This is a genomic window from Priestia sp. SB1, assembly GCF_038898415.1.
Window position 1 is genome coordinate 474,606 of sequence record NZ_JBBJSS010000002.1, and the last position, 24,158, is coordinate 498,763.

Annotated in this window: 25 protein-coding genes and 4 pseudogenes; 15 read left to right on the forward strand and 14 right to left on the reverse strand. The window is 33.4% G+C overall.

The window, feature by feature from the left end; all coding sequences use genetic code 11:
* Positions 1–31 precede the first annotated feature (31 nt).
* Entirely contained in the window at positions 32–616 is a 585-nt protein-coding gene (locus WKH56_RS07870) for a hypothetical protein (RefSeq protein ID WP_342835176.1), read from the reverse strand.
* 199 nt (positions 617–815) lie between these two features.
* Here WKH56_RS07870 and WKH56_RS07875 point away from each other — a divergent pair, with 199 nt between their 5' ends.
* Positions 816–1,196, forward strand: coding sequence for a hypothetical protein (locus WKH56_RS07875; protein WP_342835177.1), 381 nt, complete (start codon positions 816–818; stop codon positions 1,194–1,196).
* Between the two features lie 18 nt (positions 1,197–1,214).
* On the opposite strand, the gene WKH56_RS07880 is transcribed toward WKH56_RS07875, so the two are convergent.
* The 5 genes from WKH56_RS07880 to WKH56_RS07900 form a co-directional block, all read right to left on the reverse strand.
* The gene (locus WKH56_RS07880) at positions 1,215–1,418 is read right to left on the reverse strand and encodes a hypothetical protein (RefSeq protein ID WP_316911366.1); all 204 of its coding nucleotides are present in this window, start codon (positions 1,416–1,418) and stop codon (positions 1,215–1,217) included.
* Between the two features lie 116 nt (positions 1,419–1,534).
* On the reverse strand, positions 1,535–1,939 hold the full coding sequence (locus tag WKH56_RS07885; RefSeq protein WP_342835178.1) for a hypothetical protein: 405 nt from the start codon (positions 1,937–1,939) through the stop codon (positions 1,535–1,537).
* A gap of 21 nt (positions 1,940–1,960) precedes the next feature.
* Positions 1,961–2,725, reverse strand: a complete 765-nt coding sequence (locus WKH56_RS07890; protein WP_342835179.1) for a hypothetical protein — start codon at positions 2,723–2,725, stop codon at positions 1,961–1,963.
* A gap of 88 nt (positions 2,726–2,813) precedes the next feature.
* Positions 2,814–3,236 carry a hypothetical protein gene (locus WKH56_RS07895; protein ID WP_316911363.1) on the reverse strand — a complete coding sequence of 141 codons (423 nt, stop codon included), beginning with the start codon at positions 3,234–3,236 and terminating at the stop codon, positions 2,814–2,816.
* A 25-nt stretch (positions 3,237–3,261) separates the two neighbouring features.
* Positions 3,262–4,227: a hypothetical protein gene (locus tag WKH56_RS07900; RefSeq protein WP_316911362.1), complete on the reverse strand. Its 966-nt coding sequence runs from the start codon at positions 4,225–4,227 to the stop codon at positions 3,262–3,264.
* Positions 4,228–4,516: 289 nt separating this feature from the next.
* On the opposite strand from WKH56_RS07900, the gene WKH56_RS07905 reads away from it, so the two are divergent.
* Complete coding sequence (locus WKH56_RS07905; protein WP_342835180.1) at positions 4,517–5,260, forward strand: SGNH/GDSL hydrolase family protein; 744 nt, start codon at positions 4,517–4,519, stop codon at positions 5,258–5,260.
* Between the two features lie 70 nt (positions 5,261–5,330).
* On the opposite strand, the gene WKH56_RS07910 is transcribed toward WKH56_RS07905, so the two are convergent.
* Positions 5,331–5,693, reverse strand: coding sequence for a toprim domain-containing protein (locus tag WKH56_RS07910; RefSeq protein WP_316911360.1), 363 nt, complete (start codon positions 5,691–5,693; stop codon positions 5,331–5,333).
* Positions 5,694–5,871: 178 nt separating this feature from the next.
* Between WKH56_RS07910 and WKH56_RS07915 the strand changes: the two genes are divergently transcribed.
* Positions 5,872–6,249, forward strand: a complete 378-nt coding sequence (locus WKH56_RS07915) for a hypothetical protein (RefSeq protein ID WP_316911359.1) — start codon at positions 5,872–5,874, stop codon at positions 6,247–6,249.
* A 194-nt stretch (positions 6,250–6,443) separates the two neighbouring features.
* Entirely contained in the window at positions 6,444–6,740 is a 297-nt protein-coding gene (locus tag WKH56_RS07920; protein ID WP_316911358.1) for a hypothetical protein, read from the forward strand.
* A 106-nt stretch (positions 6,741–6,846) separates the two neighbouring features.
* Here WKH56_RS07920 and bacA read toward each other — a convergent pair whose 3' ends face one another.
* Positions 6,847–7,644 (reverse strand): undecaprenyl-diphosphate phosphatase, encoded by a 798-nt coding sequence (gene bacA / locus WKH56_RS07925; RefSeq protein ID WP_316911357.1) that lies wholly within the window; start codon positions 7,642–7,644, stop codon positions 6,847–6,849.
* A 422-nt stretch (positions 7,645–8,066) separates the two neighbouring features.
* Between bacA and WKH56_RS07930 the strand changes: the two genes are divergently transcribed.
* Both WKH56_RS07930 and alr read left to right on the forward strand, forming a co-directional pair.
* Positions 8,067–8,855: a hypothetical protein gene (locus WKH56_RS07930; protein WP_342835181.1), complete on the forward strand. Its 789-nt coding sequence runs from the start codon at positions 8,067–8,069 to the stop codon at positions 8,853–8,855.
* Entirely contained in the window at positions 8,848–10,026 is a 1,179-nt protein-coding gene (alr, locus tag WKH56_RS07935; protein ID WP_316911355.1) for an alanine racemase, read from the forward strand. Before WKH56_RS07930 ends, alr begins: the two co-directional genes overlap by 8 nt.
* 25 nt (positions 10,027–10,051) lie before the next feature.
* On the opposite strand, the gene WKH56_RS07940 is transcribed toward alr, so the two are convergent.
* Positions 10,052–10,993, reverse strand: a complete 942-nt coding sequence (locus WKH56_RS07940; protein ID WP_316911354.1) for a hypothetical protein — start codon at positions 10,991–10,993, stop codon at positions 10,052–10,054.
* Between the two features lie 158 nt (positions 10,994–11,151).
* A complete protein-coding gene (locus tag WKH56_RS07945) occupies positions 11,152–13,332 on the reverse strand; it encodes an RHS repeat domain-containing protein (protein ID WP_342835182.1) in 2,181 nt (726 codons plus the stop codon).
* A 223-nt stretch (positions 13,333–13,555) separates the two neighbouring features.
* Between WKH56_RS07945 and WKH56_RS07950 the strand changes: the two genes are divergently transcribed.
* Positions 13,556–13,876, forward strand: coding sequence for a hypothetical protein (locus tag WKH56_RS07950; RefSeq protein WP_342835183.1), 321 nt, complete (start codon positions 13,556–13,558; stop codon positions 13,874–13,876).
* 118 nt (positions 13,877–13,994) lie between these two features.
* Positions 13,995–14,231 carry a hypothetical protein gene (locus WKH56_RS07955; protein WP_316911351.1) on the forward strand — a complete coding sequence of 79 codons (237 nt, stop codon included), beginning with the start codon at positions 13,995–13,997 and terminating at the stop codon, positions 14,229–14,231.
* 170 nt (positions 14,232–14,401) lie between these two features.
* Here WKH56_RS07955 and WKH56_RS07960 read toward each other — a convergent pair whose 3' ends face one another.
* A complete protein-coding gene (locus WKH56_RS07960; protein WP_342835184.1) occupies positions 14,402–15,016 on the reverse strand; it encodes a hypothetical protein in 615 nt (204 codons plus the stop codon).
* A 52-nt stretch (positions 15,017–15,068) separates the two neighbouring features.
* Complete coding sequence (locus WKH56_RS07965; protein ID WP_316911349.1) at positions 15,069–15,620, reverse strand: hypothetical protein; 552 nt, start codon at positions 15,618–15,620, stop codon at positions 15,069–15,071.
* Positions 15,621–15,743: 123 nt separating this feature from the next.
* Here WKH56_RS07965 and WKH56_RS07970 point away from each other — a divergent pair, with 123 nt between their 5' ends.
* On the forward strand, positions 15,744–16,079 hold the full coding sequence (locus WKH56_RS07970; RefSeq protein WP_316911348.1) for a PilZ domain-containing protein: 336 nt from the start codon (positions 15,744–15,746) through the stop codon (positions 16,077–16,079).
* Between the two features lie 147 nt (positions 16,080–16,226).
* Here the strand turns inward: WKH56_RS07970 and WKH56_RS07975 are convergent, their stop codons facing one another.
* Positions 16,227–16,523 carry a hypothetical protein gene (locus WKH56_RS07975; RefSeq protein ID WP_316911347.1) on the reverse strand — a complete coding sequence of 99 codons (297 nt, stop codon included), beginning with the start codon at positions 16,521–16,523 and terminating at the stop codon, positions 16,227–16,229.
* Between the two features lie 338 nt (positions 16,524–16,861).
* On the opposite strand from WKH56_RS07975, the gene WKH56_RS07980 reads away from it, so the two are divergent.
* Both WKH56_RS07980 and WKH56_RS07985 read left to right on the forward strand, forming a co-directional pair.
* Positions 16,862–17,170 (forward strand): hypothetical protein, encoded by a 309-nt coding sequence (locus tag WKH56_RS07980; protein WP_316911346.1) that lies wholly within the window; start codon positions 16,862–16,864, stop codon positions 17,168–17,170.
* 79 nt (positions 17,171–17,249) lie between these two features.
* Positions 17,250–17,768 carry a hypothetical protein gene (locus WKH56_RS07985; RefSeq protein ID WP_316911345.1) on the forward strand — a complete coding sequence of 173 codons (519 nt, stop codon included), beginning with the start codon at positions 17,250–17,252 and terminating at the stop codon, positions 17,766–17,768.
* 78 nt (positions 17,769–17,846) lie between these two features.
* Here WKH56_RS07985 and radA read toward each other — a convergent pair whose 3' ends face one another.
* Entirely contained in the window at positions 17,847–19,235 is a 1,389-nt protein-coding gene (gene radA / locus WKH56_RS07990) for a DNA repair protein RadA (protein ID WP_316911344.1), read from the reverse strand.
* 489 nt (positions 19,236–19,724) lie between these two features.
* On the opposite strand from radA, the pseudogene WKH56_RS35110 reads away from it, so the two are divergent.
* The 4 pseudogenes from WKH56_RS35110 to WKH56_RS35120 all read left to right on the forward strand — a co-directional run.
* Positions 19,725–20,432 (forward strand): annotated as a pseudogene (locus tag WKH56_RS35110) (exonuclease domain-containing protein); the annotation flags it as partial.
* Positions 20,433–21,113: 681 nt separating this feature from the next.
* A pseudogene (locus tag WKH56_RS35115) lies at positions 21,114–21,815 on the forward strand (hypothetical protein); the annotation flags it as partial.
* A gap of 862 nt (positions 21,816–22,677) precedes the next feature.
* Positions 22,678–23,664: pseudogene (gene polC, locus WKH56_RS08000) on the forward strand (PolC-type DNA polymerase III); the annotation flags it as partial.
* 186 nt (positions 23,665–23,850) lie between these two features.
* A pseudogene (locus WKH56_RS35120) lies at positions 23,851–24,111 on the forward strand (helix-hairpin-helix domain-containing protein); the annotation flags it as partial.
* Positions 24,112–24,158: the final 47 nt, after the last annotated feature.

Here is a 24,158-nt window from a genome sequence, read left to right on the forward strand (position 1 = left end):
GCTGCGTTTACACAGCTGGTGCTTTTTTATTTTAATTTTTTAAGACCATCAAACCAAAGTTAACAAAGTCAGGCTTAGTAATGTTTGTTATGTAGTAATGTTCTTCAAATTTCTTTTCTTTATTTGTTTTTACCTTTACAAAATCGAAATCAATTACTACATCGTTATAAAACATCGAATGAGGACCTTCGGGGACAAATACGTTTGCTAAGGAAATAAAATGAGGGGGAATGCTTAATTTTTTAAGCTCTAAAAGGAGGCATTTATTTAAATAAACTTTTCTACCATCGGGATATGATCTGAAAAACTCAGGTTCTTTAATATCATTAATGGCATCTTTAAGGCTAGAAATCCATTTGTTCTCAAAGATATTTAAACGTTTCATATCTAGAAAGTACAATTTGTTTGGGTGTTTAATTTCTACGCCAAACAGAATATTTTGTTCGGCATAGTAGTAAGTACTGTGTTGCTTTTCAATGCGGCTTACGAGCCTTGCTGTGGCTCCTAGGAATATACCTTCGTGCAAGCCTATTTCTTGCGCTTTTCTTTTTGTATCCTCCGTTAAATAAACTTCGTAATTTACGTCGTTCCAAGAAAAGTCTTTTATACGAATCATTTTTTGCACCTTCCATCTTTACATAGTCAAACAGATTATATTATTATGCTTTATCAAAAAAAATAGATAAGCGGTTAAAAGCATAGTTTTCTTTGTATCCCTTTTGACAGAAGTGAAAGTTAAATATTCTGATAAATTTTTAGTGGATTATTGATTTTTTTATAAAAATAGTTATAAAAGAACAAAGGGGGCGGTGAAAATGCAATATGTACAAGAAGAACTATTTCATTTTCTGGAGGACTCTTCATATTTTTATGAAAAAACTCCGGCTGTTGCTATGCAAAGGAGTGATGACTCAACTGCAAGAGAGGGAGATTTAACGCATATAATTTATACATTTTTCGAACAGGAAAATCCTTATCAAGCGATTGCAGAAATCTCTATACCTGTAAGTAACCCTAGCGAAGAAATAAAGTGGAAGTTTATTCAGATGAGCGAAGACACGAATAAACCAACCTTTCAATCATTGAATCCAGATATTCACTTAATGCCAGAATGGTTTCGTCCATTACTGTTAGAGACACAAGTATTGTATGAGAAAAAAACGATCTTATTTAAAATATTTTCTCCTGAAATATAAAAAGCTGATGTGCATTCATCAGCTTTTCTTTTGCAATAAAGTCATATATTTTTGTAAGCGAAACACGTCATTCATAATTTCATTTTTAAAAATAGAAACGTAAGCCTCGTTTTCGCTTTTCTTTTCTTTGGTTAAAATAAGGTTTAGTCGAAACTGTAAAAGACGATCAGTTTGAACTAACTCTTTTACGATGTTTTCCTCGTAAGCAATTGATAAATGCATTAAAATTCCCCTCTCAAAATTCACTTATACATATTATAAGAAGGTAAAATAATTAGAAAAAAGGGAAGAGGAGGAAGAATTTTATATTTCATTATAAAAAAAGGGGTTAACCCCTCTTATGCAGCTCGAACAAGTTTCTTAACATAAAATAAATACTTTAGTGATCGATTTAAATAAAATTTATTTGTTTCTCCGTATTCTAGAATAAATAAGAAACGTTTTCTATCTTTTTTTGTCAGAAGGTTTCCTGACCAGAAACTGATTAAAGCTAAACGTAGAACTTCTAAATAGTAGTGTGGGAATACTACAGATTCAAATCTAAAAGAATAATAATCGTATACTTCTCCTGTGTAACCTCTAATTTCGCATTCTAACGAAATCTTTTGATCAACAATTTTAACGTTTGAAAATACAGCCTTTACAGCTTCACCGGCTAAAGAGGTTTTTTCTTTCTGAGACTTTAGTGCTTCTTTAAAACACTCATCGATAAAAGAAGACAATTCATTTTCTACTAATGGCATATTTAAAATCCTCCAACGAAATTAGATTAGTTTATAAATAATTCTAAAAATGATTAAGAGTAAAATAACACCTAAACCAGACATCCATACAGCGGGTTTCTCTACAACGTCTACAACTTGAGTAAAGAAGGTGTCATTTTTCCCTACATTAGATAGTAATTTATTGTTTAAGAAATCCATTTTACCCTCTTTTATATTTGAACTAAGGGCACTTGGTGAAATAGTGAACGAATTATTAATAGTAGTTGCTTGTTTGAAAAGCTCTTCGTTATTTTCAAAATGATAAAATTCAAGTTCAATTAAAGTTCCTTTAAACTCTTTCCAAAATATTGTAGTTCGAATTTCTCCAAAAGCAGAAGAAGTTTGACTCATCTGCAACTCCACTGTTTCATTCAATTCGTCTATATTGTAACTCTTAATGGTTCTTCCTAATTCAATTGAGATAGGATCCAACACCTTGTTTAACTTCTGTTTTTCTTTGGGAGTCTTCTCAACGTAACTAATTAAGTTTGTATATAATTCAAATTTGTTGTTATTAGATGATAAATGTCTTATGTACATTTGAGACGAACCATCTTCTTTTGTAAACATAGCTGGAGAGTTTTCTCGAACATCAGGGGAAAGACTTTGCTCCATTTCGGTAGAAAAGATATACCAGTCACTAGGGAAGGTGATTGTATATTGATAATCTTTGTTATAGTAAATATTGTTTTCCTCTGCTGATACGTGGTGTTGAGGAATTAAAAAAGCCATTAGAAGTAGTGTAGGAATAAAACGTTTAAACATAGAACCCCTCCTCATAATGTTGACTTATAGTAATTTTCGTAGGCAATGTAAAGAAAAGAAGCAAAAAAAATAAGGGACTATGCCCTTATTAAAAGTCGTATTTGTCATCAATAGCAGTTATTTTCCATTTGTTATTACTAACTGATTTGAAAGTAAAAGTCTGCATAACATTATAGCTGTCATACTCTTGACTCTGGTTTACTCCGGATACAGTTAGGGACACACTTGCTACTACAACATCTTTAGAAACTTCATCATACGAAATTTCTTTCAGTTGATAAGAGTAATTAAACTTTTGAAAAGTATCGCGATATTGATCGTATAAGTCATAATACTGCTCACTATCCGTAGAAATTTGTTTCATAACGGCATCGATATCTTCCATAAGTAAGTTGTCGTAGAAGCTATTTATTTCCTGTTCTATTGTCTTTTTTACAGTTTCTTCGCTGAAGGTGGAACAGCCGCTCAGAGTAACGACTGCACATAGAAGCAATAGTAGTAACTTTTTCATTTAATAAGGCTCCTTATGAAGAAGTTTATTGAGTAGTCACAGTCCCATCTTCGACTGTTTTTGTTACAGGTGCGGTTTTAGTTGTAGTTGTTAATTGAGTAGTGGGTTGAGCGGTTTCTTCGGAAGCTTCTTTTTCAACTTTTTTCTTTTCTTCGTAGGCCTTAGTTAATTGAAGTGTATTTTTTATGTATCTTTTAGCTTCGCCTTTTTCGTTCTTTTCTTTAACATAACCGTCCATTTTGTCTTGGACGAGTAAGAATGCACTATTTAATGAATCTGGGGATAGACTATCTGTTTGGCTTACATACGATGACACTGAATTAGACGACTCAAAACTCATAATTTGAGAAAAATCATTTTCCATACCTACCACGTAACTAAATAATGATGAGTTCGCTTCTTGAAAGGCTGTGTCACTTCCTCCGTTTAACGTAAATGATTGCGCATTGACTTTTTCACGAAGGGAAATAACCTCGGGATAGATGTTCCTAGCTGCAAGAAGTAAAGAGATTGGTTGTGTTTTTCCGGTCTCTGCTAACTTAACTGCGTTGTCCCATTCCTCGGCAATGTCTTTTGTTTCAATATAAGATTCCTCTAAATAACGGGCGAATTTATCAAATTTAACCTGTTCATCGTTCGCTTTTTTTACTAAACTATATGCTTTTTTTACTTCTTTATCGTCAGGAGCTCCCGCTTTAGCAACTTCTGCATACTTTAATGCATTTTTTAAATCTTTTCTCTCGTAGGCCGCATTAGCTAATTCCTTAGCTTTTGTAATTAATGCGTTATCCACTTTTGCAACCCACTTATCTACACTGCCATCTTTAGGGTTTTTTGCAGTGTAATCGTTAAAGAATTCTTTAGCTTTAATCAAATTTTCGTAATCACCTTTTTCGTATAATGAAACGCCTTTTGCGTATTCGTCTTTCGGTCCACCGCACCCGCTTAATAGTAAAGCTACAGATGCAAAACCTAATGTCGCTTGTTTCAACAAAATAATCACCTCTTATCAAAAAGACAAAAAACAAAGCGTAAAAATTTGTTTCGTAAACAGCTTTCACAACTATGGTGTGAAAATCATATTTATAAATAACCACTTATTATTGAAGTCATACTATATAAGATTAAATCAAATATTAACCCTATAAAGTGAATGTTAATGAGGTTATCTTAAAAGGATTTTGTGTGCCGTTCAGTATATTTTCTGAACATAAAATACCCGAAAATTTTAATTCAGGGGAATTTTTTCATTATGATAATGATAAGGAGGGGATAAATCAATGAAAAATGATTATAAAAAGATGTTTGTTGCCTTCACACCTATTGTTGCCGGTGCAGTTGGTTATGGTGTTTACCAAGAGACGGTAAGAAAACGCCGTATAAGCGCTATTCGTCTTAATCTTATGGAGAACATACCAAAGCTTCAAAATGTACTTATATTGGGCGATTCTGTAGCTAGAGGGTGCGGTTCATCTAATGGGGGATTCGGATCTATTCTAATCTCGCTAATTGAAGAAAGAACAGGGAGAAAAGCGCAATTAACAAACTTAGGCGTAGATGGTTTAACATCTGGAGGATTAGTTAACATCTTAAAAGCAGAAGAAACAAAAGATTCTATTGCTCGCGCTGATTTAATTGTTTTAAACATTGGAGGAAACGACTTGTTAGAGTTGTTTACAAGCGGCGGTCCTCATAAAGTAATTAAAGAATTTAGAGAGACGAGAAAAACATTTAAGAAAAATTTGCTCTACATAAAAGAAACCATTCGCACCATTAATCCTAACGCAGCATTAATTGCAAATGGTCTGTATAATCCTTGTGAAAAAGAGTATGCGTATTATTCTGTAGCTGGACAGCTTATAAAAAGCTGGAATAAAACGTATAGGTGCTCAAACAGCATATTCGTAGATACTTTCGGTTTGAGTAGAGAGGGGATTTATTGGGCAGATGAAGTCCATCCAAGTGAGGAGGGATATAAGATTTTAGCTGACCTCATATTTAAACAAGCGGTTGATTGTTCTTAGAGTCTCTAATAAGAGGCTTTTTTAGTTTTGTTAAATCTTTGTGAATAAATAGCTTGTTGGAAGGAATGAATTAAGATATTAGAGAAGTTAATTCCATATAGGAAGAAAAAAGAGCACGTAAGTACTTATTGCTACAATATTCAACTCCGTACTTGTAGCCTCTCTTTTTTAAAACCTTTGCTTCATTAGGATCTACTTTTAGCCTTTCTAGTTCAGGGAAGTTCTTTTTAATTAATTCTGCAACCTTGTTGCCAGCTTCATCCGGGTCTGTTAACACAAACACACTATCGCAAGTATCGATAGCTTTATTAATTTGATTAATTTGTTCTTCTCTAAAGTTAATTCCGTTTAAAACAACAAAATAAACTTCTTCTTTTAAGACCATTTTTATCTTTTTTACATCGCTTTTACCTTCAACAATGAGTCCAATCATATATGCAACCTCCAACGACTATAGTTATATAAATAACATTCACTTTTTTAGTCGTTTTTCCTTGAATTTGATGGGTAACTCATTACAAACAACCTTGTATTTTAAATGTTTTTTTCGTTCGAATATTTTTTTATGCTACAATTCTCAAAGTGAATTTACAAAAGGAAGTGTACGGAAATTGTTATTAGAAAAATGGAAGATGAAAAGACATAAAGGCAAGATAGAAAAATTAATAAAGAAGGTCCTTTCAAATGATATCGAGGTCGTAGAAAGTGTAGCTAATATATCTCCGCAACAAAAAGTGAAGTATCGTACTATGGAAGATAATAATCAAGAGAATTATTTAATAATAAGAAGAGAAGATGACGATACCAAAAGAATTTTATTTGGGTATAGAGATATGAGCAGGCTTAACAAAAGTAACGCAGCAATAGATATCAAGAGAATCTTCTTGTACGATTGGATATATAAGGACGGAACACTTAAGGAAGGCGCAAAGCCAAATAAATATATAAAATTAGAAGATATTTTAGGTGTCCTGAATATAAGTCTATAAAAATATATACATATTAAGAAACGTTCTTTTAAAGAATAAAGAACGTTTTTAACTTGAAAGTTGTTAAATTTTGAACCATCAAAGCCAAAAGAAATTACAATTTGAAAATAATTTTTATTTACACCTCTTTTTTTACACTTTATGTTTTTGGTGATTTAAAATTATAAAGTAAAAAACAAAAAGAGGTGACTGTATTGACAGTAAAGGCAACTGTAGAGGAAAAATACATCGGTAATGAAATTACGAAAGGGAAAGAAGTTTTAACAGGTTCGGTTTTCACAGATTTACAATCACTATTTAAAAAACACAATTTTGTTTACATCAAAGAGTATGTAGACGCAAAAGATACAATGGCTAAAATTACATATGTCGGTGCGCGTTTTGCAACGGTGGAGTTACCAAATGGTTATAAAATCGCTATCAATTATGGCGGAATTTTAGATAATCAAAATCAAAAAGAAGAAATTGTATCTCAAATTAAATTTGTTTAATTATTAATACATATATACATAACATACATAATTACATACGCTTTAGAGCAAAAAAGCCCATTACTTTTATACAAGTAACGGGCTTTTTACTATTAGGTTTTAATGCTTATAGAATAATAAATGCAAAAACAATAGCTAGAGCAATACGATAATATCCGAAAACAGAAAGTTTTAATTTGTCGAGGAGTTTTAGGAAACTAACTACCGCGATCATTGCTACTACAAATGCTGTAAGGAAGCCAATAACAAACACCGGGATGTCTCCACCCGCTAATTGATCATAACTTTTAATTAAATCTAGACCAGTAGCACCAATCATAATAGGTAATGCTAAGATAAACGAAAATTCTGCCGCAACTTTTTGGTTAGCACCGAATAACAATCCACCGGAGATAGTCGAACCTGCTCTTGAGAAGCCTGGCCATACAGCTAGACACTGAAAGAGACCAATGGTTAAAGCTTGCTTATAAGAAAGTTCATCTAAGGTATTAGCCGTAATATTTGTTTTCTTCTTATCAGCGAAAATCAATAATAGAGCTCCTAAAACCAATCCAATTAATACTGCTTTAGGAGAGAAAAGAACATCTTTAATAAAATCGTGCAACAATAATCCAACAATAACCGCTGGGATAATCCCTAGAAAAATATGAATTAAATTTAACTGCTTATTTGTTTTGTCTGTTAACGTTTTGGGGTTCAAAAGTGAGAATAGCTTTTTTCTATATAAAACTGCGATAGCTAATATAGATCCCAACTGAATTACTACTTCAAATGTTTTAGCTTTTTCTCCTTCAAAACCAAATAAGTGCCCCGCTAAAATTAAATGACCTGTTGAAGACACAGGTAAAAACTCAGTTAATCCTTCAATAATACCCATAAAAAAAGCTATTAAATGCTCGCTCATTACAACAATCACTTCCTATAAAATTATTCTGTTTAACCTTTACTAAAAATGCGTATTACCCTTTGACATTATGTTAAAAAGCGAGCTTGTTTTAAAAGAGAAGAGTTTATCAAATTTATATATCACCAATTGTTATATTTTAAAATTGTTCTTAATAAAACTTTAAAAAAGAATAAATAACTTTAGAAAAGTGCTATATACGGTGGAAAATAAGCAATAAGTAAAAGAAAAAGATCTATTTTGAAATAAATAACAAAGATTTAAATGGTGGTTTTCGATGGTGTAAACAGAGGTGACAAATAGAAGAACATTTGTGGAGAAATAGTGTGAACAAGCTCTTTTAAAACAAAAAGTTTAAGAATAAAATTAGCAAAACAAATAGCCGCTAAAACTACATAAGGTGTAATCGGAGGAAGTTTCATATGACATTGTTATACGCTGATTTTATTTGCCCTGTTTGTCAAAATGAAGATAAACAAATGCACGAAATTAAAGATGGTAAGAAGAAAATGTTATTTCCAGGAGATGCTTTTTTAGAAGAAAGGGTCTTTGAAGCGGAATGTGAGTATTGTGATGGGAAATCCAAAGTACATTTAAAAGTCACAAATAATAAATTTGCAGGGTTTGCTAATGAGAATGAATTAACCAACAGCAAGTATAAGAATGATCCTGATAAAGGTGAAGTATTTGAAAAATGGAAAGGGGAAAAAACTTTTTCTCCTAGTGAACGATTTGATTTTAAAAAACAACCATTTAAGCCTAATACGGATATAACTTTAAATAATGAGAAGTTTAGTATAGAAAAAGTGTACCGAACTGAATGGGTAGAAAAAGATGTAGATATTAGATTAGATCACCCTAGACCAGATATCTACTGGTATGAGTTAAGAACTCAAAGCGGGTTAAAACGTTGGTTGAAAGTAGAGAATGTTGAAGGTGATAATGTCTTTTTATCTGATAAAGGGATTGTTGTAATGGATAAGGAAGATATGGTTGAAGATATCACTCATAATCCAACTAAAATTAAAGTGATTTATAAAGACAACTGGTTTGGTGGTCGTGAGATTGAAGCCTATCAGTATGTAAATGGTGTTCGTATTATTGTATTAGATCATAAAAAACGCACTGAGATGGATATATTTGAAGATACATTCGAAGAAGCAATGGAAGCAGTTGAAGAGAATATGGAATTAGGTGTCTTTAATGAATAACCTCAAAATTGGTTACTCGGAATTATTAACGTCTTCTAAGGTTTCTAGTCCAGTTTTCAATAGAGCTACAAAAGCTGTTATTAATTTAAATACTTACAAGGAAAACTTATTAAAAGTAAAAGAAACTGTTAACAAGAAGGTAATGGCTATTGTAAAAGCTAATGCTTATGGGCACGGAATTACCCCTCTATCAATAGAAGCTGAAGAGGTGGTTGATTCTTTTGGAGTAGCTATAATTGAAGAGGCAGCTACACTAAGAAATGTAGGTATTAAAAAACCGATACTTGTATTGGGCTACGTTGATTCAGAGTACTTTGCATATGTAGCTAATGAAAATATAAGGGTTACTTTATATTCCTATGCTCAGTGGAAAAAGTGGCAAGAGCAAATTTTTAAGAAGAACCGTTTAACTAATAAACCGGTAATTTTCCATTTAAAAATTAACACCGGTATGAATAGACTGGGATTTAAGAGTGAAGAGGAAATGTTAAAAACCATACAGGAAATAGAATCAACAAAAGGTGCTTCCATAGAAGGGGTGTTTACTCATTTTGCTACTGCAGATGAACCTGGTGACTCGTTAATTATTGAACAGGAAAATGCTTTTTTGAAGATGATATCTAAAATTGATAAAAATAAATATATTGTACATATAGCTAACAGCGCTTATGCATTAAATAGAGATTCAAAAGTTCCTTTCGATATGATTCGTTTAGGAATTTCAAGTTACGGAATGCTCCCTGACTCTAAATTAGAAAATCTATTAAAAGTAAAAACTAAGCCTGTTTTGCAGTTAAAAACAAAAATTGTTCATATTCAAGAGCTAGAAGCGGGAGATAGAGTTGGGTACGGAGCAACTTACGAAGCGAAGAAGAATGAAAGAGTAGGAATAATCCCTATTGGATATGCAGATGGTCTTTTAAGGAGATACGCTTTAAATGCTTACGTTTTGGTAAATGGAGAACGAAGATACTTTGCTGGAAGGGTCTGTATGGATCAGGCAATGATTAAACTAGAACCAGAAGATTGTTTGGAAGATGAAGTTGTTATTTACGGAGAACAAGGTGAGGAAAAAGTTTCTTTGGAAATGGCTGCGGAATGGTCTAATAGCATTAATTATGAATTATCCTGTCTTATTTCTGAACGCGTAAAAAGAATATATACTAAATAAAAAAAGCTAGAATACCTAGCTTTTTTTATTTTCCTTTTGCACCAGCATCTGAAATGCCTGTTACTGAAAAATTGTATTTCATAGTATATAGATTGCTTGATCCATTATCCAAAGTTACACACTTAGGTCGGAAATTAGTAGCAGTAACAGAAGAAGGAGAAAATCCTTTGTAAGAACAGTTAATAAGGTTTGAGGAAGCGGCTTTATATGTAATAGTTACTGTATAACTATATTTATAATTCTTGTAATCTGTACCACCTTTATAAACTTCTCCTGAATAATCTTGTCTCCATTTTCTAGTATCGTTATCCTTTGAATAAACGGTACCTGAATAATACTGAACATAATCTCCATTAATATTTACTACGTAATTGTTGTTTTTAAATAATGTTCCACTGTAGTTATTTTTGTTATATTCAAGTTTATCCGGTAAATAAGAAGGATTAGAGACCGTTTGAGAGACTGTAACTGTTTTGTTTGAAGGAGGAGTGTAAGATCCGCTAACTATATAGGCAGAACTTAGGGGAGTCAATGTTCCACTATAGTCATTGTCATCTAGATAACTAACAGCGTCAGGAAAAGAATTTGTATCAGAGTATTTGACAGAAATTGCTTCCTTAGAATGTAAGGTAGGGTTATAAAAGCTTTCCTTACTTGAAACCTTTCCATTAAAGACATTGATTGTCATTTCGTTTCCGCTAATAGAATAGTCTACTTCACCTGTGTTAACTGAAACTAATTCAATAGAATCGAAATTAGAAGGTAGAGTTATTACCTTGTTCTGCTCCTGAGTGGGACTTTCAGCAAAAGTAACTGTTAAATCTTCTGTTCCCGCAGCAAACGTTTTTACTGGATGGAATACGATGGATGAAGTTAATAATATGCTTAAAGACAATGTTAAGGTTTTGTTAAGAGTACTTTTTTGTCTTTTGTGCTTTAAATTTAGAGATTGCTCTTTAGTTTGCATTAAAAATCACCACGCTTTCTAAATAGGTTATAACTCAAATTGAGTGCTTTATTGTAAATTTGCACAAAAAAAATTGAGCGAAAGATACCCACCGTTCCTGTTTTTTAATAATAAATAAAAAAATAAAAAGACCAGAAGTTGGTCTTTTTATTTTAACCTTAGTTTGCGCTACTACTGTTAGAAATACCGGTTACGGTAAAGTCATATTTAAATAAATATAAATTGTTTGAACCGCTATCTAGGGTTACGCATTTAGGAAGATAATTAGAAAGTGTATTGGAGGCTGGTGACATACCTTTGTAAGAACAAGGGCTAATAGTGGTTCCACCAGATGTACCTACCACATTATAGTTGATAACAGCATTATAAGCATACTTATAATTAGTGTAATCAGTAGCACTCTTATAAGCGGTGCCGCTATAATCCTGTCTCCAAATTCTTGTATCTACGTTATCTGCGCTAACTGTTCCAGTGTAATATTGAGTATAAATATATTCGCGAGTATCTGATGCTGGTTTATTTACTGTTCCAGTATAATCATTTTGCCATACGCGCGTATCAAGCGGCTCTGGTGTTATCGCAGTGCCGGCATAATCTTGAACGTAAGTACGGTCTATTTTTGTCCAGAACCATTCTGTAGCATATCCAGGCATAATGGAGAAGTCCCCGTATCTTATGTCAAATTTACTATCTCCACCGTGATTATTGTAAAAATCCCACCAATCGTATTGACATTCAAGCGATAAACCTGATTTTACCCATAGGTTAGAAGAAGAAGTAGGGCAAGGATCTCCTGTTTTAGAAATGTACCAACCCGTACTTCCGTTGTGAGTATCTCTAAACTTAGGGTATACCAAACTAAAGCCTCCTACTGATGTTCCTTTTACCCAATAACCATACTGTGTAGGTTTAGTTCTCGGTTGACCCAGATCTCTGTCAGTAACAATTGCACTCGTATAATTGGAAGTTTCTACATCTATTGTTCTGTAAGAACCATTTTTACCTAGTGTAGCAGTATAACCTGAACCATCAGAGTATGGAATTGTATCAGGTATATCCGCTACATCTGCAAAATTCTTATTATTAATGGCAACAGATTTTTTAGAAGCTGCCTTTGTAACGGTACCTGAATAAGTCTGTGTGTATGTACGATCTATTTTTGTCCAAACCCACGTTTTAGCATAAGCAGTTGTTTTATAGAAAGTGGGTTGATTAATATCAAAGTTATATTTACCACCGTGATTGTCGTAATAATCCCACCAATCGTATTGACAGTTCCAGTTAGGACTAAAACCAGCAATTGTTGTCCACTCGTTACAAGATTGAGAATCAGAGGAATCTTTTATATACCAACCTTTACTGAGTGTGTTTGAAATAGGTGACCACACCTGTATGTAATCTACGCCTGATGTAACAGCTGTATTAGTCCAGTAACCTAAAGTAGTCGGTTTATAACTAGGAGCCTCGTTTTTACTAATACCTACAGTTTTATCAGTTTTATAATTTGGAGTCTCAACATCTTTAATGACCATAGCAGCATTTTTAGTAAGAGTTCCTATATACCCATTAGCATCTGAGTAATTAATGCTATCTGGAATAGCACTAAGGTCTGTTCCTGTTTTAGTATCGTTCACAACTTTAGTTTGTTTAGGCGTATAACTACCGCTCTTTACATAAGGAGTTCCTCCAGTAAGAGTTCCTGAAAATCCATCTTTGTTATAACTAATAGTAGACGGAAAGCTATTTGTATTACTTGTTAAGCTTTCTGTAACACTTTTATCTTCTGCAGGAAAACTTTCACCATTAGTAATGCTCTTAGTCGGAGTTCCTGATTTAGAGAGTGTTCCTTTATATCCATCTTTATCGTAAGCCATAGTAGAAGGAAAATTCGAAGTACTTGTACTAGTCTGGGTCTCAGTAACTGTTTTACTTGAGCCTGCACTATAACTACCGCTAGTTACATAAGGAGATCCAGAAGCATTCAGTGTACCTGAAAAGCCATCATAATCAGTAAAAGAGTATGTACTAGGAAACGAATTAGTTGAGTTGTACTGCATTGTATCAACCTGTTTTTGCTCGGCTTGAGGATTTGTATAAGAGTCTCTGCTAGTATATGCTCCATTGTCAACTGTAACTGTCATTTGAGAACCATCTACTTCATACGAAATGTCACCAGTGTTTACAGTTGCTGAACTGACAGAATCAAAATCCGAAGGTAGAGTTATCTTTTTAGTCTGTTTTTGCGATGTGCTTTCTGGAAATGAAATGTTAATTTGCTTCGTAGCGGCGTAAACTATTTCATTTGTAAGAGCATATGGAAAAGATATTGATAAAGCCATTCCAACAGCTAAAATTTTTTTGGTTCTAGAAGAGAGATTGACTTTTTTGTTAATAGGTTTCCTTAAAAAAGTTTTATTTTTCATATTTTCACCTCACTTAATATTTAATTAAATTAATATCCTTATTTTTATAAACGAAATTAAGAAAAAGTGTACTTTTTTTAGAAATTTTCTTTGTTTAGAAGTGGTTAGGAGTAAAATCTGATGGAGAGGAGGCGATAAGATGTTTTATTATGAAGAAAAGGCTGATAAAAAGCCGGGGGATATTGCAAAACACTTAAATACGACTTCTGAAAAAATTAGCGAATGGGCAAAAGACTTAGAGAGATACGGGGTTATTAAATTTAGTAGAAGTGGATATGGATCCTTAATGTTTAAAGAAAGCGATATAAAAGTATTAAGGGAGTATGGTCTTCTTAAAAGTGCATTAGGAAACCCAAAGGATGCTATTGAGATATTAAAAGAAACGGATGTTATGCCTACGGAACAAGAAGATATGTCTTGGACTAAAGAATTAAAATTTGCCATTTGGAGAAGACATTGACAGTGCCTTTTATGTTTTTCGGCTAATAAAAAAATATGAGGAAAAATGATTGCTTATAAAATGAAGTATATGGTAATATATTTACAGAAATCAACAAAGAGCCAAGGAGGAAAGATGAGTGGCACAACTTAGTCGCATCCAAGAATACATAGAAGAACCAAAAGGGTTTGTAATTTTCTTAGGAAATAAATGTCCGGTAACGTGGAAAAGAGAAACCCAAAGGTATGTCTTTGATGTACGCAGAATTGAAAAAACTGAGGAAGATGATCAAATGTGGATGATAAACAAAAAAGTCTTTGACGAGAAAATGGATAAGGAAGAAATTTACCTTATGAATGGAAGTACATATCGTTAATTTAGAAACATATTGTTAATCGTTAGCCAATACATACTTACATACTTACATATTTAACATACAGTTATAAATTAATACCTTTACATACATATGGAGTTTATAATATCTTTTCAAGTCAAGACGTGTTTATGCACGTCTTTTAATTATGAAAAAAGCAGCTGCTATGCTGGTTAATTTGCCTTTTCGTACACTTGCTTAATTAATTCTTTAAAAGACTTTTCATTTAACGTGTTTTGATCAGTTGTGACAGAAACAAAAACAGGTATTAAAGAATCATCTAAAGTTGTAATGCCATATGCTTGAAACTTTAAAGGGTTTGAAGACTCAATGGGAACCACAGGAACAATTCCATCAAGATAACCCACTACTTTTTCTGCTGATACTTCTTCGTTATAGAATAAAATTGTATGATGTTTCTTCGCTAATTCAATAAAGAGTTTTTGATTTTCTTTAACCATATACTTGTCATCAACAATAACTATAGAAGTTTTCTCTAAATTAGAAAGTTGCTTTAAAGTTGTTTTATGGAACATTGCATAGCTATCATTTTCAAAAGGAGACTTACCAAGCGATAAAACATTAATTGGCTTTTTTGGGGCTTTTGAAGTTGTACTCACAGTCGTTGTGACAGTCTTGTCCTCAGTGGATGTAGTAGTCGTCTTGGGGCTTACCTGTTTAGTGTTATTAACATAATGATTCCAAATAAAAGCTAATACAATAACTGATGCTAATACAAAGATACTTCGGTATACAAGGCCTTTTTTAAATTGTTTATGTTTATCCATTAATTGCACCCCTTTGCTAGTAAAAAGGAAAGGTTGTTAAGTAGGTAAATGCTTATAGTTTAAAGGAATTATCTATGCGCTTTTGAAAAATCCCTTTATCAATTTGGCAATCTAAACAAACTACTTTATTGTAAAGTGGGCTGTTTAATTCATAATCCCAATTACCTTCAGCGCGTCCCCAAGAGTTAATTTTTTCATAAAGACTAAAGTGAATTGGTTGCTTGCATAAATCACATATACACTTGTTGGATGTTTTAGATTTGTAAGTAGTTTTCTTCTTTTTATATTTCTTTTCATTGTCTACTTTTTGTTCTTGCTTAACGGCATTTAGAATTGCTTCTTCCATTTTTTCTTTTCTTATATATCCTTCGGATTTAACCTCATAAAATTTATTGTAGGCTAGTTTTTTTGCTTTTAAGTACGAATCTTCACCATTAAAGCGGTTAATAACATTTCTACCTTTATTGTTAAATTTACCCTGATGAAATACAACTTGGAAGTTGTTATAACCTAGTTTAATTAGCTCAATATTAAAAAACTCAAATCTACCGCTATTTAAATCAATAAAAACTAATTCTTTAGGCCACTCTTTTTGCTTTGTCAAAGGTACAACACCTCCTATGCAGATATACTACTGATACACTAAAAAAACACAAGAAAAAAATATGGAAAACATTTCTCTTAAACAATTTTTTCATTATAATCTTTTCGGATTGGAGGGATGGTTATGGATAACAAAAGAGAATTCTTCCGCTTAGAATTGAAAGATGAGGATGTAACAGTTATTCATCCTGGCGGTAAGGAAGCTGCAATGATTAAAGACATTAGTGCCACGGGATTAAGCTTTGAAGCTCACTATGAGTTTGTTTTTGAATGGGCTATATTATTGTTTCAAGTAAATAAAATTAAGTTCGAAAGAAAAGCTCTCTTTGTAAGAAGAAATGGTCTTGCGTCTGGTAAGTATTTTTACGCTGTTCGCTTTATTAACTTCGATGAAGAAGAGAGGAAAAAGTTATTTCAAGCCATTATGCAAGAACAAGCAAAGAAATTAGGCAATGGATAACAGATAGGTTATGACTGTGCCAAGTTAAATTTTAATTAGCACCTAACAATTAAAAGTGGTTAATAGCCGCTTTTTCTATAAGTAAAAAAAACACTTTTATATGTAATAAAAAGTGTTTTAGGTGTATATGCGATTTAAAGAGAAGAATTAAACCTCGTCTTTTTTCATCTGACTACCAACGGCATAGATGAATGTTTTAAGTTCTTCATTAGTTACGTCATTAGTAACCTCTGGAAGAAGGATACCTGCAGTACCTTTAGCATAAACGGAAGAGTAAAAACCTTTCTTGCGATCTTCAGAAATGCTAACGGTATAACCTTGGCAATTCGATAAACTAATATTAGCCTCATTAAATAATTTTCCATCAAATGTACTCACTTCATTAATGATTTGTCCTAAAAAGTTAATCGGTTGTTCTAGTGTCTCTCTTTTATAAATGCTCATAATAGAGCCTCCTTTAAAGTTATGTTAGGAATGTTATACCTGAATTTTGGCTTAATGGTATAAATTTTTCATTTTATTTATGAAGATATTATTTAGTCTATGTAAGTCGGTGAGCCTACTGCTTCTAAAAATTAAATTACACAGTTCTCAAGTTGTCCCTTTAGTATTAATTAAAATGAGCTTTGCTGAAGTTTGCATAAATGAGTCCTTACTATTATTTATGTTAAATGTTAATGTGCCTTTTATCCTCATTTAAATATAACGAATTATTTTTTTTACCCAAAAAATATAAATGGTGTTATATATATAAAGGAGTTTTAAATGAAAGGTTGGAAAAAATGAACAACATTAGCGGAAACCTTAGGGGTATGATTGGTAGTTTAAAAAACAATATTGTTATTGATAAAATTGTGGGTTTTGGAAAACACTTTGTTTTTCGTTTTGACAATTCCTACGGTCTTTCCGTTTTAGAAAAAGGGGAAGGACAGGGACCACAATATATTGCTACAGTAACAAAGTTTGATGTTGCCGATGAAGATTATGAATTGGATTACACAACACCTGTAGCTAATAATGACGTCCAAACAGATAACACAGATACAATTAAGCATTTATTGTATTTGGTTAAGAAATTAAAAAGCAACTGACAAACTTTATATATAAAATAAAGCATCATTTTATTTAACATAGATAGAAATAAGAAAATAAATAAGGATGTGAATGATAATGGGGGAAAAGTTCAAGTTTAGCAAAGATGGTTTCTGGCTTGAATTAAGGATAATGGAAGACAACCGACTGCACATTGATACTAATAAAGAGGAACGTAGGGAGTGGCCTGAAGAAGGTTGTATATTCTACGCAAAAGTTCTTCTTGATTACACTGTTAAATGCGGGGATAGCTTAGACGAAATAACTAGAAAAGCTAATTTTTTTGAAGCCAAAGGCTTTAGATACAAAAAAAGATTATATAAAGAGTTATTTCGGATGCCTTGGGGAGATTATTCGGAAGAAGATCTTAAATACATAGAAGAAACTAAGCAAGAAGCGGAAAAATTCTTTTCAAGTGTATTTAATAAAACCGCTAACCCAAGTAGTGTAAAAGACAATATAAAAGAACAAGTTGTTAGTGAAATTTCTCTAGATAAGAAAAAGAAATTAGAAAGCGAATTGCTTCACTTAAATTCTCTAGAGATAGATCACGAAAACACGCAACTAGAGTTATTTAAAGACTACGCTGTTTCATAACCTTTGCTTTATTTGCAAATTGACAATAAATAAAAAAGATCTAATTAATAGATCTTTTTAATTGGTGTAATGCTTCAATTAAAACAATACTTTAATGCAGTCATTTAAATTTCGGACAGGGGTAATAAGGAAATCCTCGGTTTGAAGTTTTTTTAATTGTTCAAAAGATCCCATTGGTACAATTACCTGTTTAAACCCTACGCGCTGAACCTCTCTTACAAGTTGCTCAATTCTAGAAACAGGCCTTACTTCTCCAGCTAATCCTACTTCTCCAATCATTACTGTTGATGAATCAATCACTTTATTTACATTAGAGGAGTAAATGGTCATAGCTACACCTAAATCAGCTCCAGGTTCCTCTACATCCATACCACCTACTACATTTACATAAATATCTTTAGCGGACAGTTCTCGAGAATTACATTTCCTTTCTAAAACAGCGGTTAAAATGCTTAAATTATTTCGGGAAAAACCTTTTGCTGTTCGACGAGGGTTAGTGCCGGGGACTACAGGCGCGGATACTAGAGCTTGTACTTCTATTAGTAAGGGTCTTGTGTCACTGATACATACAACGCCTGAACCACTAGAATCTTCAGGTCGATTAGCTAACAAGTACTCCGAAGGATTAGGAACCTCAATTAAACCTTCCTCTGCCATTCTGAATACACCAAGCTCCATATCACTGCCAAATCGGTTTTTCCGACACCTTACTAACCTCAAATCACTGTACTTTTCCCCCTCAAGATAGAGGACAGTATCTACCATATGCTCCAACTCTTTTGGACCTTTAATGTCTCCATTCTTTGTTACCTGCACAATAATAAAAATTGTAATACCGTGTTCCTTTGCCAAGTTCATTAATCTGTTAATACAATGCCTTACTTGAGATATATCGCCAGGATTACCGGCCACCATTGGATCGCCTATTGTATTAATAGAATCTAGTATCATTAATTTAGGGCGATATTCTAACGCTTCTGTTTCTATTTCATCTAAATTACGTGAGAAAATAATCTTGAAATTGTTATTATCTGCACTCATTTTCATTCTTCCTTGCATTCTTTTCTTTAATTGATATTCTGATTCTTCTCCAGAAGCGTAAAACACCTTTTCGTTTTTAGAAACATTATCGGAGACTTTTGATAATAAAGTGGATTTTCCATTACCAGGATCACCACCAAGTAGAACGAGAGAGCCTTCTGTTATTTGACCTCCCAGTACTCTGTCCAACTCTCCAATACCGCTAGAAAAACCTTGTTCCACAAAACCTTCATTTACTTGATGTAAATAAACAGCCTTTTTATTATTAGCGGAAATAGTCTTTGAAGATTTTGTTTCTTTTTCTTTGCCTGTGAAGTAACTTTCTTCTCGGAGAGAGCCAAAAGTACCGCAACCAAAACACTTTCCAGCTGCTTTATATGTTTCATAACCGCATTCTTTGCATACGAACTTTGATTTTTTAGCCAAATTAACACCGTCTCTTTTATGTTTTTCGCCTAAAAAAAATATCAGTCTATTTTTGAATTATTTTATATGTATTTATGATATTATTATTAAGCTATAAAAGAAAAGAAAGGGTGATGTAAAAGAATGATGAAAGTTGACATCTTAGATATATTCTCAGGGAAACTTACTAACTTGAGAAACATAATGATTGAGGGAGAAGTTATTGAATTAAATTACCGTAAAACAAAAAATGATTCCCTTATTATAGAAGGAACTATTTTTGACGGAACTTCTTCTATGTACTTTTCCTACTTTGATGAAAATGAACCTACATACAAAGTAAATGACATACTAGAGCTAAAAGGTAGTGCAGCCCCCAATAAATTTAATCAATGGGAACTAACTTTTAATCCAACAAAAAATGGTGTTAAGAAAGTTGGTACAAAACAACCTAAAGTGTATGACGATGGTTCAGAGGAACACCGCGTAGAATTACAGACTTTCTCCTTTATGACAGAGAAAAGAGGAGCGGTACCTGTTTCAAAGTATTTCGAGGTAGCAAAAGCTCTAGGTCATAAAGCGGTTGCTATTACAGATGTTAGCGTGGCTCAATCGTTTCCTGAAGCATATTCCGCTTCAAAAAAACACGGTGTTAAAGCTATCTTTGGGATGACTGCTTTATTAGCTCCTCAAACGCATATGGTTTATAACAATGAAAAAAGATTGTTAACATCTGATATTGTAGTATTTGACGTTGAAACCACAGGTTTATCTTCGCGCAATGATCATATTATCGAACTCGGGGCTGCTAAAATATCAAATGGTAAAGTAGTAGATAGATTTCAAAAGTTAGTTAAATCACCTAAATCAGTAAATCCTTTTATTGAGGAGCTAACTGGTATTAATGATGCAATGTTAGCTAAATCAGGTGAAGATTTAAAAAGTGTCCTTGAAGAATTCAATGAATTTGTGGGCAGTTCAATGTTAGCCGCTCATAATGCTTGGTTCGATCTCCATCATCTCGAAATGGCGTATATAAAAGCTAATATAGATGTCCCGAAATTAATTGTCATTGATACACTCAAGATATCACGAAAAATTCATACTGAAGGTTTTAAAAACCACCAACTAAAAACATTAGCTAAAAAATATGACATACCTTTACATAATGCCCACAGAGCTTGTGATGATGCTGAAGCAACTGCTTGGGTACTAATTAAGATGATTGAAAAGTTAGATGCTGTAGATATAAGAGATACAGAAGAACTTGAAAGTTTTAAAACAGATATTAACCCGTTAATTGAATTCCCTAATGAAATTACAATATGGGTTAAAAACCAAGTTGGTTTAAAAAATTTATATAACATAATTACTGATTCTCATATACATAGCCTTTCGTCAATGGGTAGTCCAACAGGATCAAACAGACCAATTGTTTCGTGGGATCTTATTAATAAATACAGAGAAGGATTAATTATAGGTTCAGGTTCACACGAAGGGATGGTATTTTCTAACGCTTTAAATAAACCGGATTATGTTATAGCGGAGGAAATGGAAAAATACGATGTGATTGAAATGCAACCAGCAGAATTAGCAAGACATTGGTGGCATAACGAAAGAACAGAAACAGATAAAGAAGAGTACATCATAGATGCTTGGAAAACTGTTTATCGTATTGCAAAAGAAAAGAATAAATTTATTGTGGCATCAGGACACGCGCATTTTGTAGAAATAGAAGATGCACTTCTTCATAACATATTAATATATTCGCAATTACCTCCTAAACGTCCACACTTCTCAAGAAAAGGAAAAATGGAATTTCCATTTGGTCCCGCTCCGTTTCGAACTACAAAAGAAATGCTTGAGTCGTTCCCATACTTATCAAAACAAGAAGTACATCAAATTGTTATTACAAATCCTAATTTGTTAGCGGATCGTGTAGAAGAGCTTTCTCCAATTCCTCTTGATGAAAAGGAATTTCCAAAGTTGTTCACACCAAAAATTGATGGAATTGACGATAAGTTCCGAGAGCTAGCAATGAAGAACGCTCGTAAGAAATATGGAAACCAGCTTCCTGAACTTGTGGAAAGTCGTTTAACTAGAGAGCTTGATGCTATTATTGATAACGGTTATGCAGTAATCTATATGATTTCAAGAGACCTTGTAAAGAAATCTTTAGAAGATGGATATTTAGTAGGTTCCCGCGGTTCGGTTGGTTCATCTTTTGCTGCTACAATGACTGAAATTACAGAAGTAAATCCATTACCTCCGCATTATGTTTGTAAAGAGTGCCAATGGAATTTATTTTTTACTAAGACTGAGGAAGTTTTATCAGGATTTGACCTACCGCCTTCTTTTAGTGCTTTGCTTAATTCAGAAAAGTACACAGAAGAGGGAATTAACTATTTTGTTGAAACGTTTATGGAAAACTTTAATATAACGGATAAAGATAAGATGGTTATATCTATGAAAAATCATAACCCTAAAGTTTGTCCTCAATGCAAGAAAGAGTCTCTGATAGCTGATGGACATAACATTCAGTTTGAAACATTTTTAGGTTTCGATGGAGATAAGGTGCCGGATATTGATCTCAGTGCGTCACGTTGCTAATTGAAAAGATTAGCCACTAGTTTTTAAAGCTAGTAGAACTGCTATTTTGAAGTGTGGAATGATGGGGTAACGCTCTGAAACGCACTCACTGAAGCTGCGGCAGGCATTAGAAGTATTGCAAAAACAACTTTTGTCTGAAGCCCGCTAAAGTGGGCTGAAGTTCACCCTAACAGTACGGCTGAGGAAAGGGAGCTATAAAGCTTCCGTGAATGATAGGTCTGGTGTCTATAAAATCTATATGGTTAGAATCAGTAGAATAACTGGGACGAACCCTTGATTGACTTCTCGTGAATGTCACATATCAGAAATGATATGGGTTCCTAATAGGAATTTTGAGTGTGGATGAGTAAGCGTTTGGTTATGAAAGTCCATACTGTGTTAAAGGTACAGTCAAGCTCAACGGGATTTAGGGGGAACCTAAGTAGATTATGTAAAGATAGAAATAGTGGAACGTGAGAAGCTTCCAACACATCAGAAGGTTGCACTTCGTTAAAAGTGTTTCTATGGAAAAGTAACAATTATAACATAGATTTATGGAAGTGGCAGTGATGCCGTAGTACCGCTTACAAGATTGCCTATGATGACTGAATAAACAATAAGTCGGAGGATAAAACACTCTTGAGGGAAGGGCATTAGTCGTTAACGTCGATACAAACCTACAAAAGTCAGGTTCTAGTAAAACTTAAAGAAACGAAAACTTTCGAGAGGAAGTGATTAGTTGACTGACTTAAACTTAGCTGAGTAACTTCGACAATGTTAACGATGGAACGCCGTATGACACTGAAAGGGTCACGTACGGTGTGAGATGGGGGAAAAGCTGGAGATAACTTCAAATGCTTACCTATCATCATATTTCAGTTCAGTTTATCAAAGTAGAGCCCACGCTTATACAAAGGTTTTGTTTGGTGAAAACAACGTCTTTAGAGCTGGAACTATTGGTACCGTAGCGGATAGAACAGCATTTGGATCAGTCCGTGGATACTTTGCAAATCACGGTGTAACAGTATCAAAGGCTGAAATTAACCGAATAGCTAATAAGATAACTGGGGCCAAAAACTCAACTGGGCAACATCCTGGTGGTATCATTGTTTTGCCTGATTATATGGATATGACAGATGTAGCTCCTGCTCAACTTCCAGCCAACAACAAAGATGCGGAGTGGAAGACTACACATTTTGACTTTCATTCTATACACGATAATCTTTTAAAATTAGATATTTTAGGACACGATGCTCCTACTTTGCTAAGATATGCAAAAGATTATACTGGGATTGATCCACGCGATGTGCCATCAGCAGATCCAGATGTAATGAAGTTGTTTTATTCTCCTGAGGAAGTATTAGGGTTTAGCCCAAAAGAAGTGGGAGTAAAAGCAGGAACATTAGGTTTACCGGAAATGTGGACAAGGGTTGTTCAAGACGTTATTAATGAAACAAAACCAAAAACCTTTGCAGAGCTAATTACACTATCTGGATTAACCCACGGAACGGATGTATATTACGGAAACGCTCAAACGCTTATACAAGAAGGTACTTGCACAATTCGCGAAGTAATAGGTTGCCGTGATGATATTATGCGTTATCTTACGGCCAAAGACTTAATCCCATCCCACGCCTTTAAAATTATGGAGTCTGTACGTAAGGGGAAGGGTGTAACAGAAGATTGGGAAAAGGAGATGCGCGATCATAATGTGCCAGATTGGTATATTTGGTCTTGCAAGCTTATTAAGTATATGTTTCCTCGCGCTCACGCTGTAGCATACGTACTGGATGCTACACGAATGGGTTGGTATAAATTAAATACGCCTGTAGAATTTTATGCTTCTATTATGTCCTCGCGGTATAAGACTGAAAACATATTTGAATTTCAATATGATATAGCTGGCACTAAAAAGCGTATGGAAGAAATGGATAAAGAAATTAAACAATTAACAAAAGATGGGGAAACAAATGCCGCTAATAACTTAAAGAGAACTAGAGCGGCAATGAATGTTGTTTTGGAAGCTAAATTACGCGGAGTAAAATTCGGTAAGGTAGACATCTACAAATCTCATTCTTATCGTTATCTAATTGATCCAGAGACAAAGGAATTAATTCCTCCATTTATCTCAATACCTGACCTAGGTGATACTGTAGCAATTAAGTTATATGAGGAAAGACAAAATGGAGTATTTAAAGGAATTAAAGACTTAAAAAAACGCACAAAGGCTAAAGAGAAAAATATTATTGCTTTACGTCAATTGGGTTGTCTTGAAGAAGTAGAAGAGATTCAGCCTACATTATTTTGATAAAAAGAGGTGACGAGATATCGTCATCTTTTTTTATTATTTTTCCG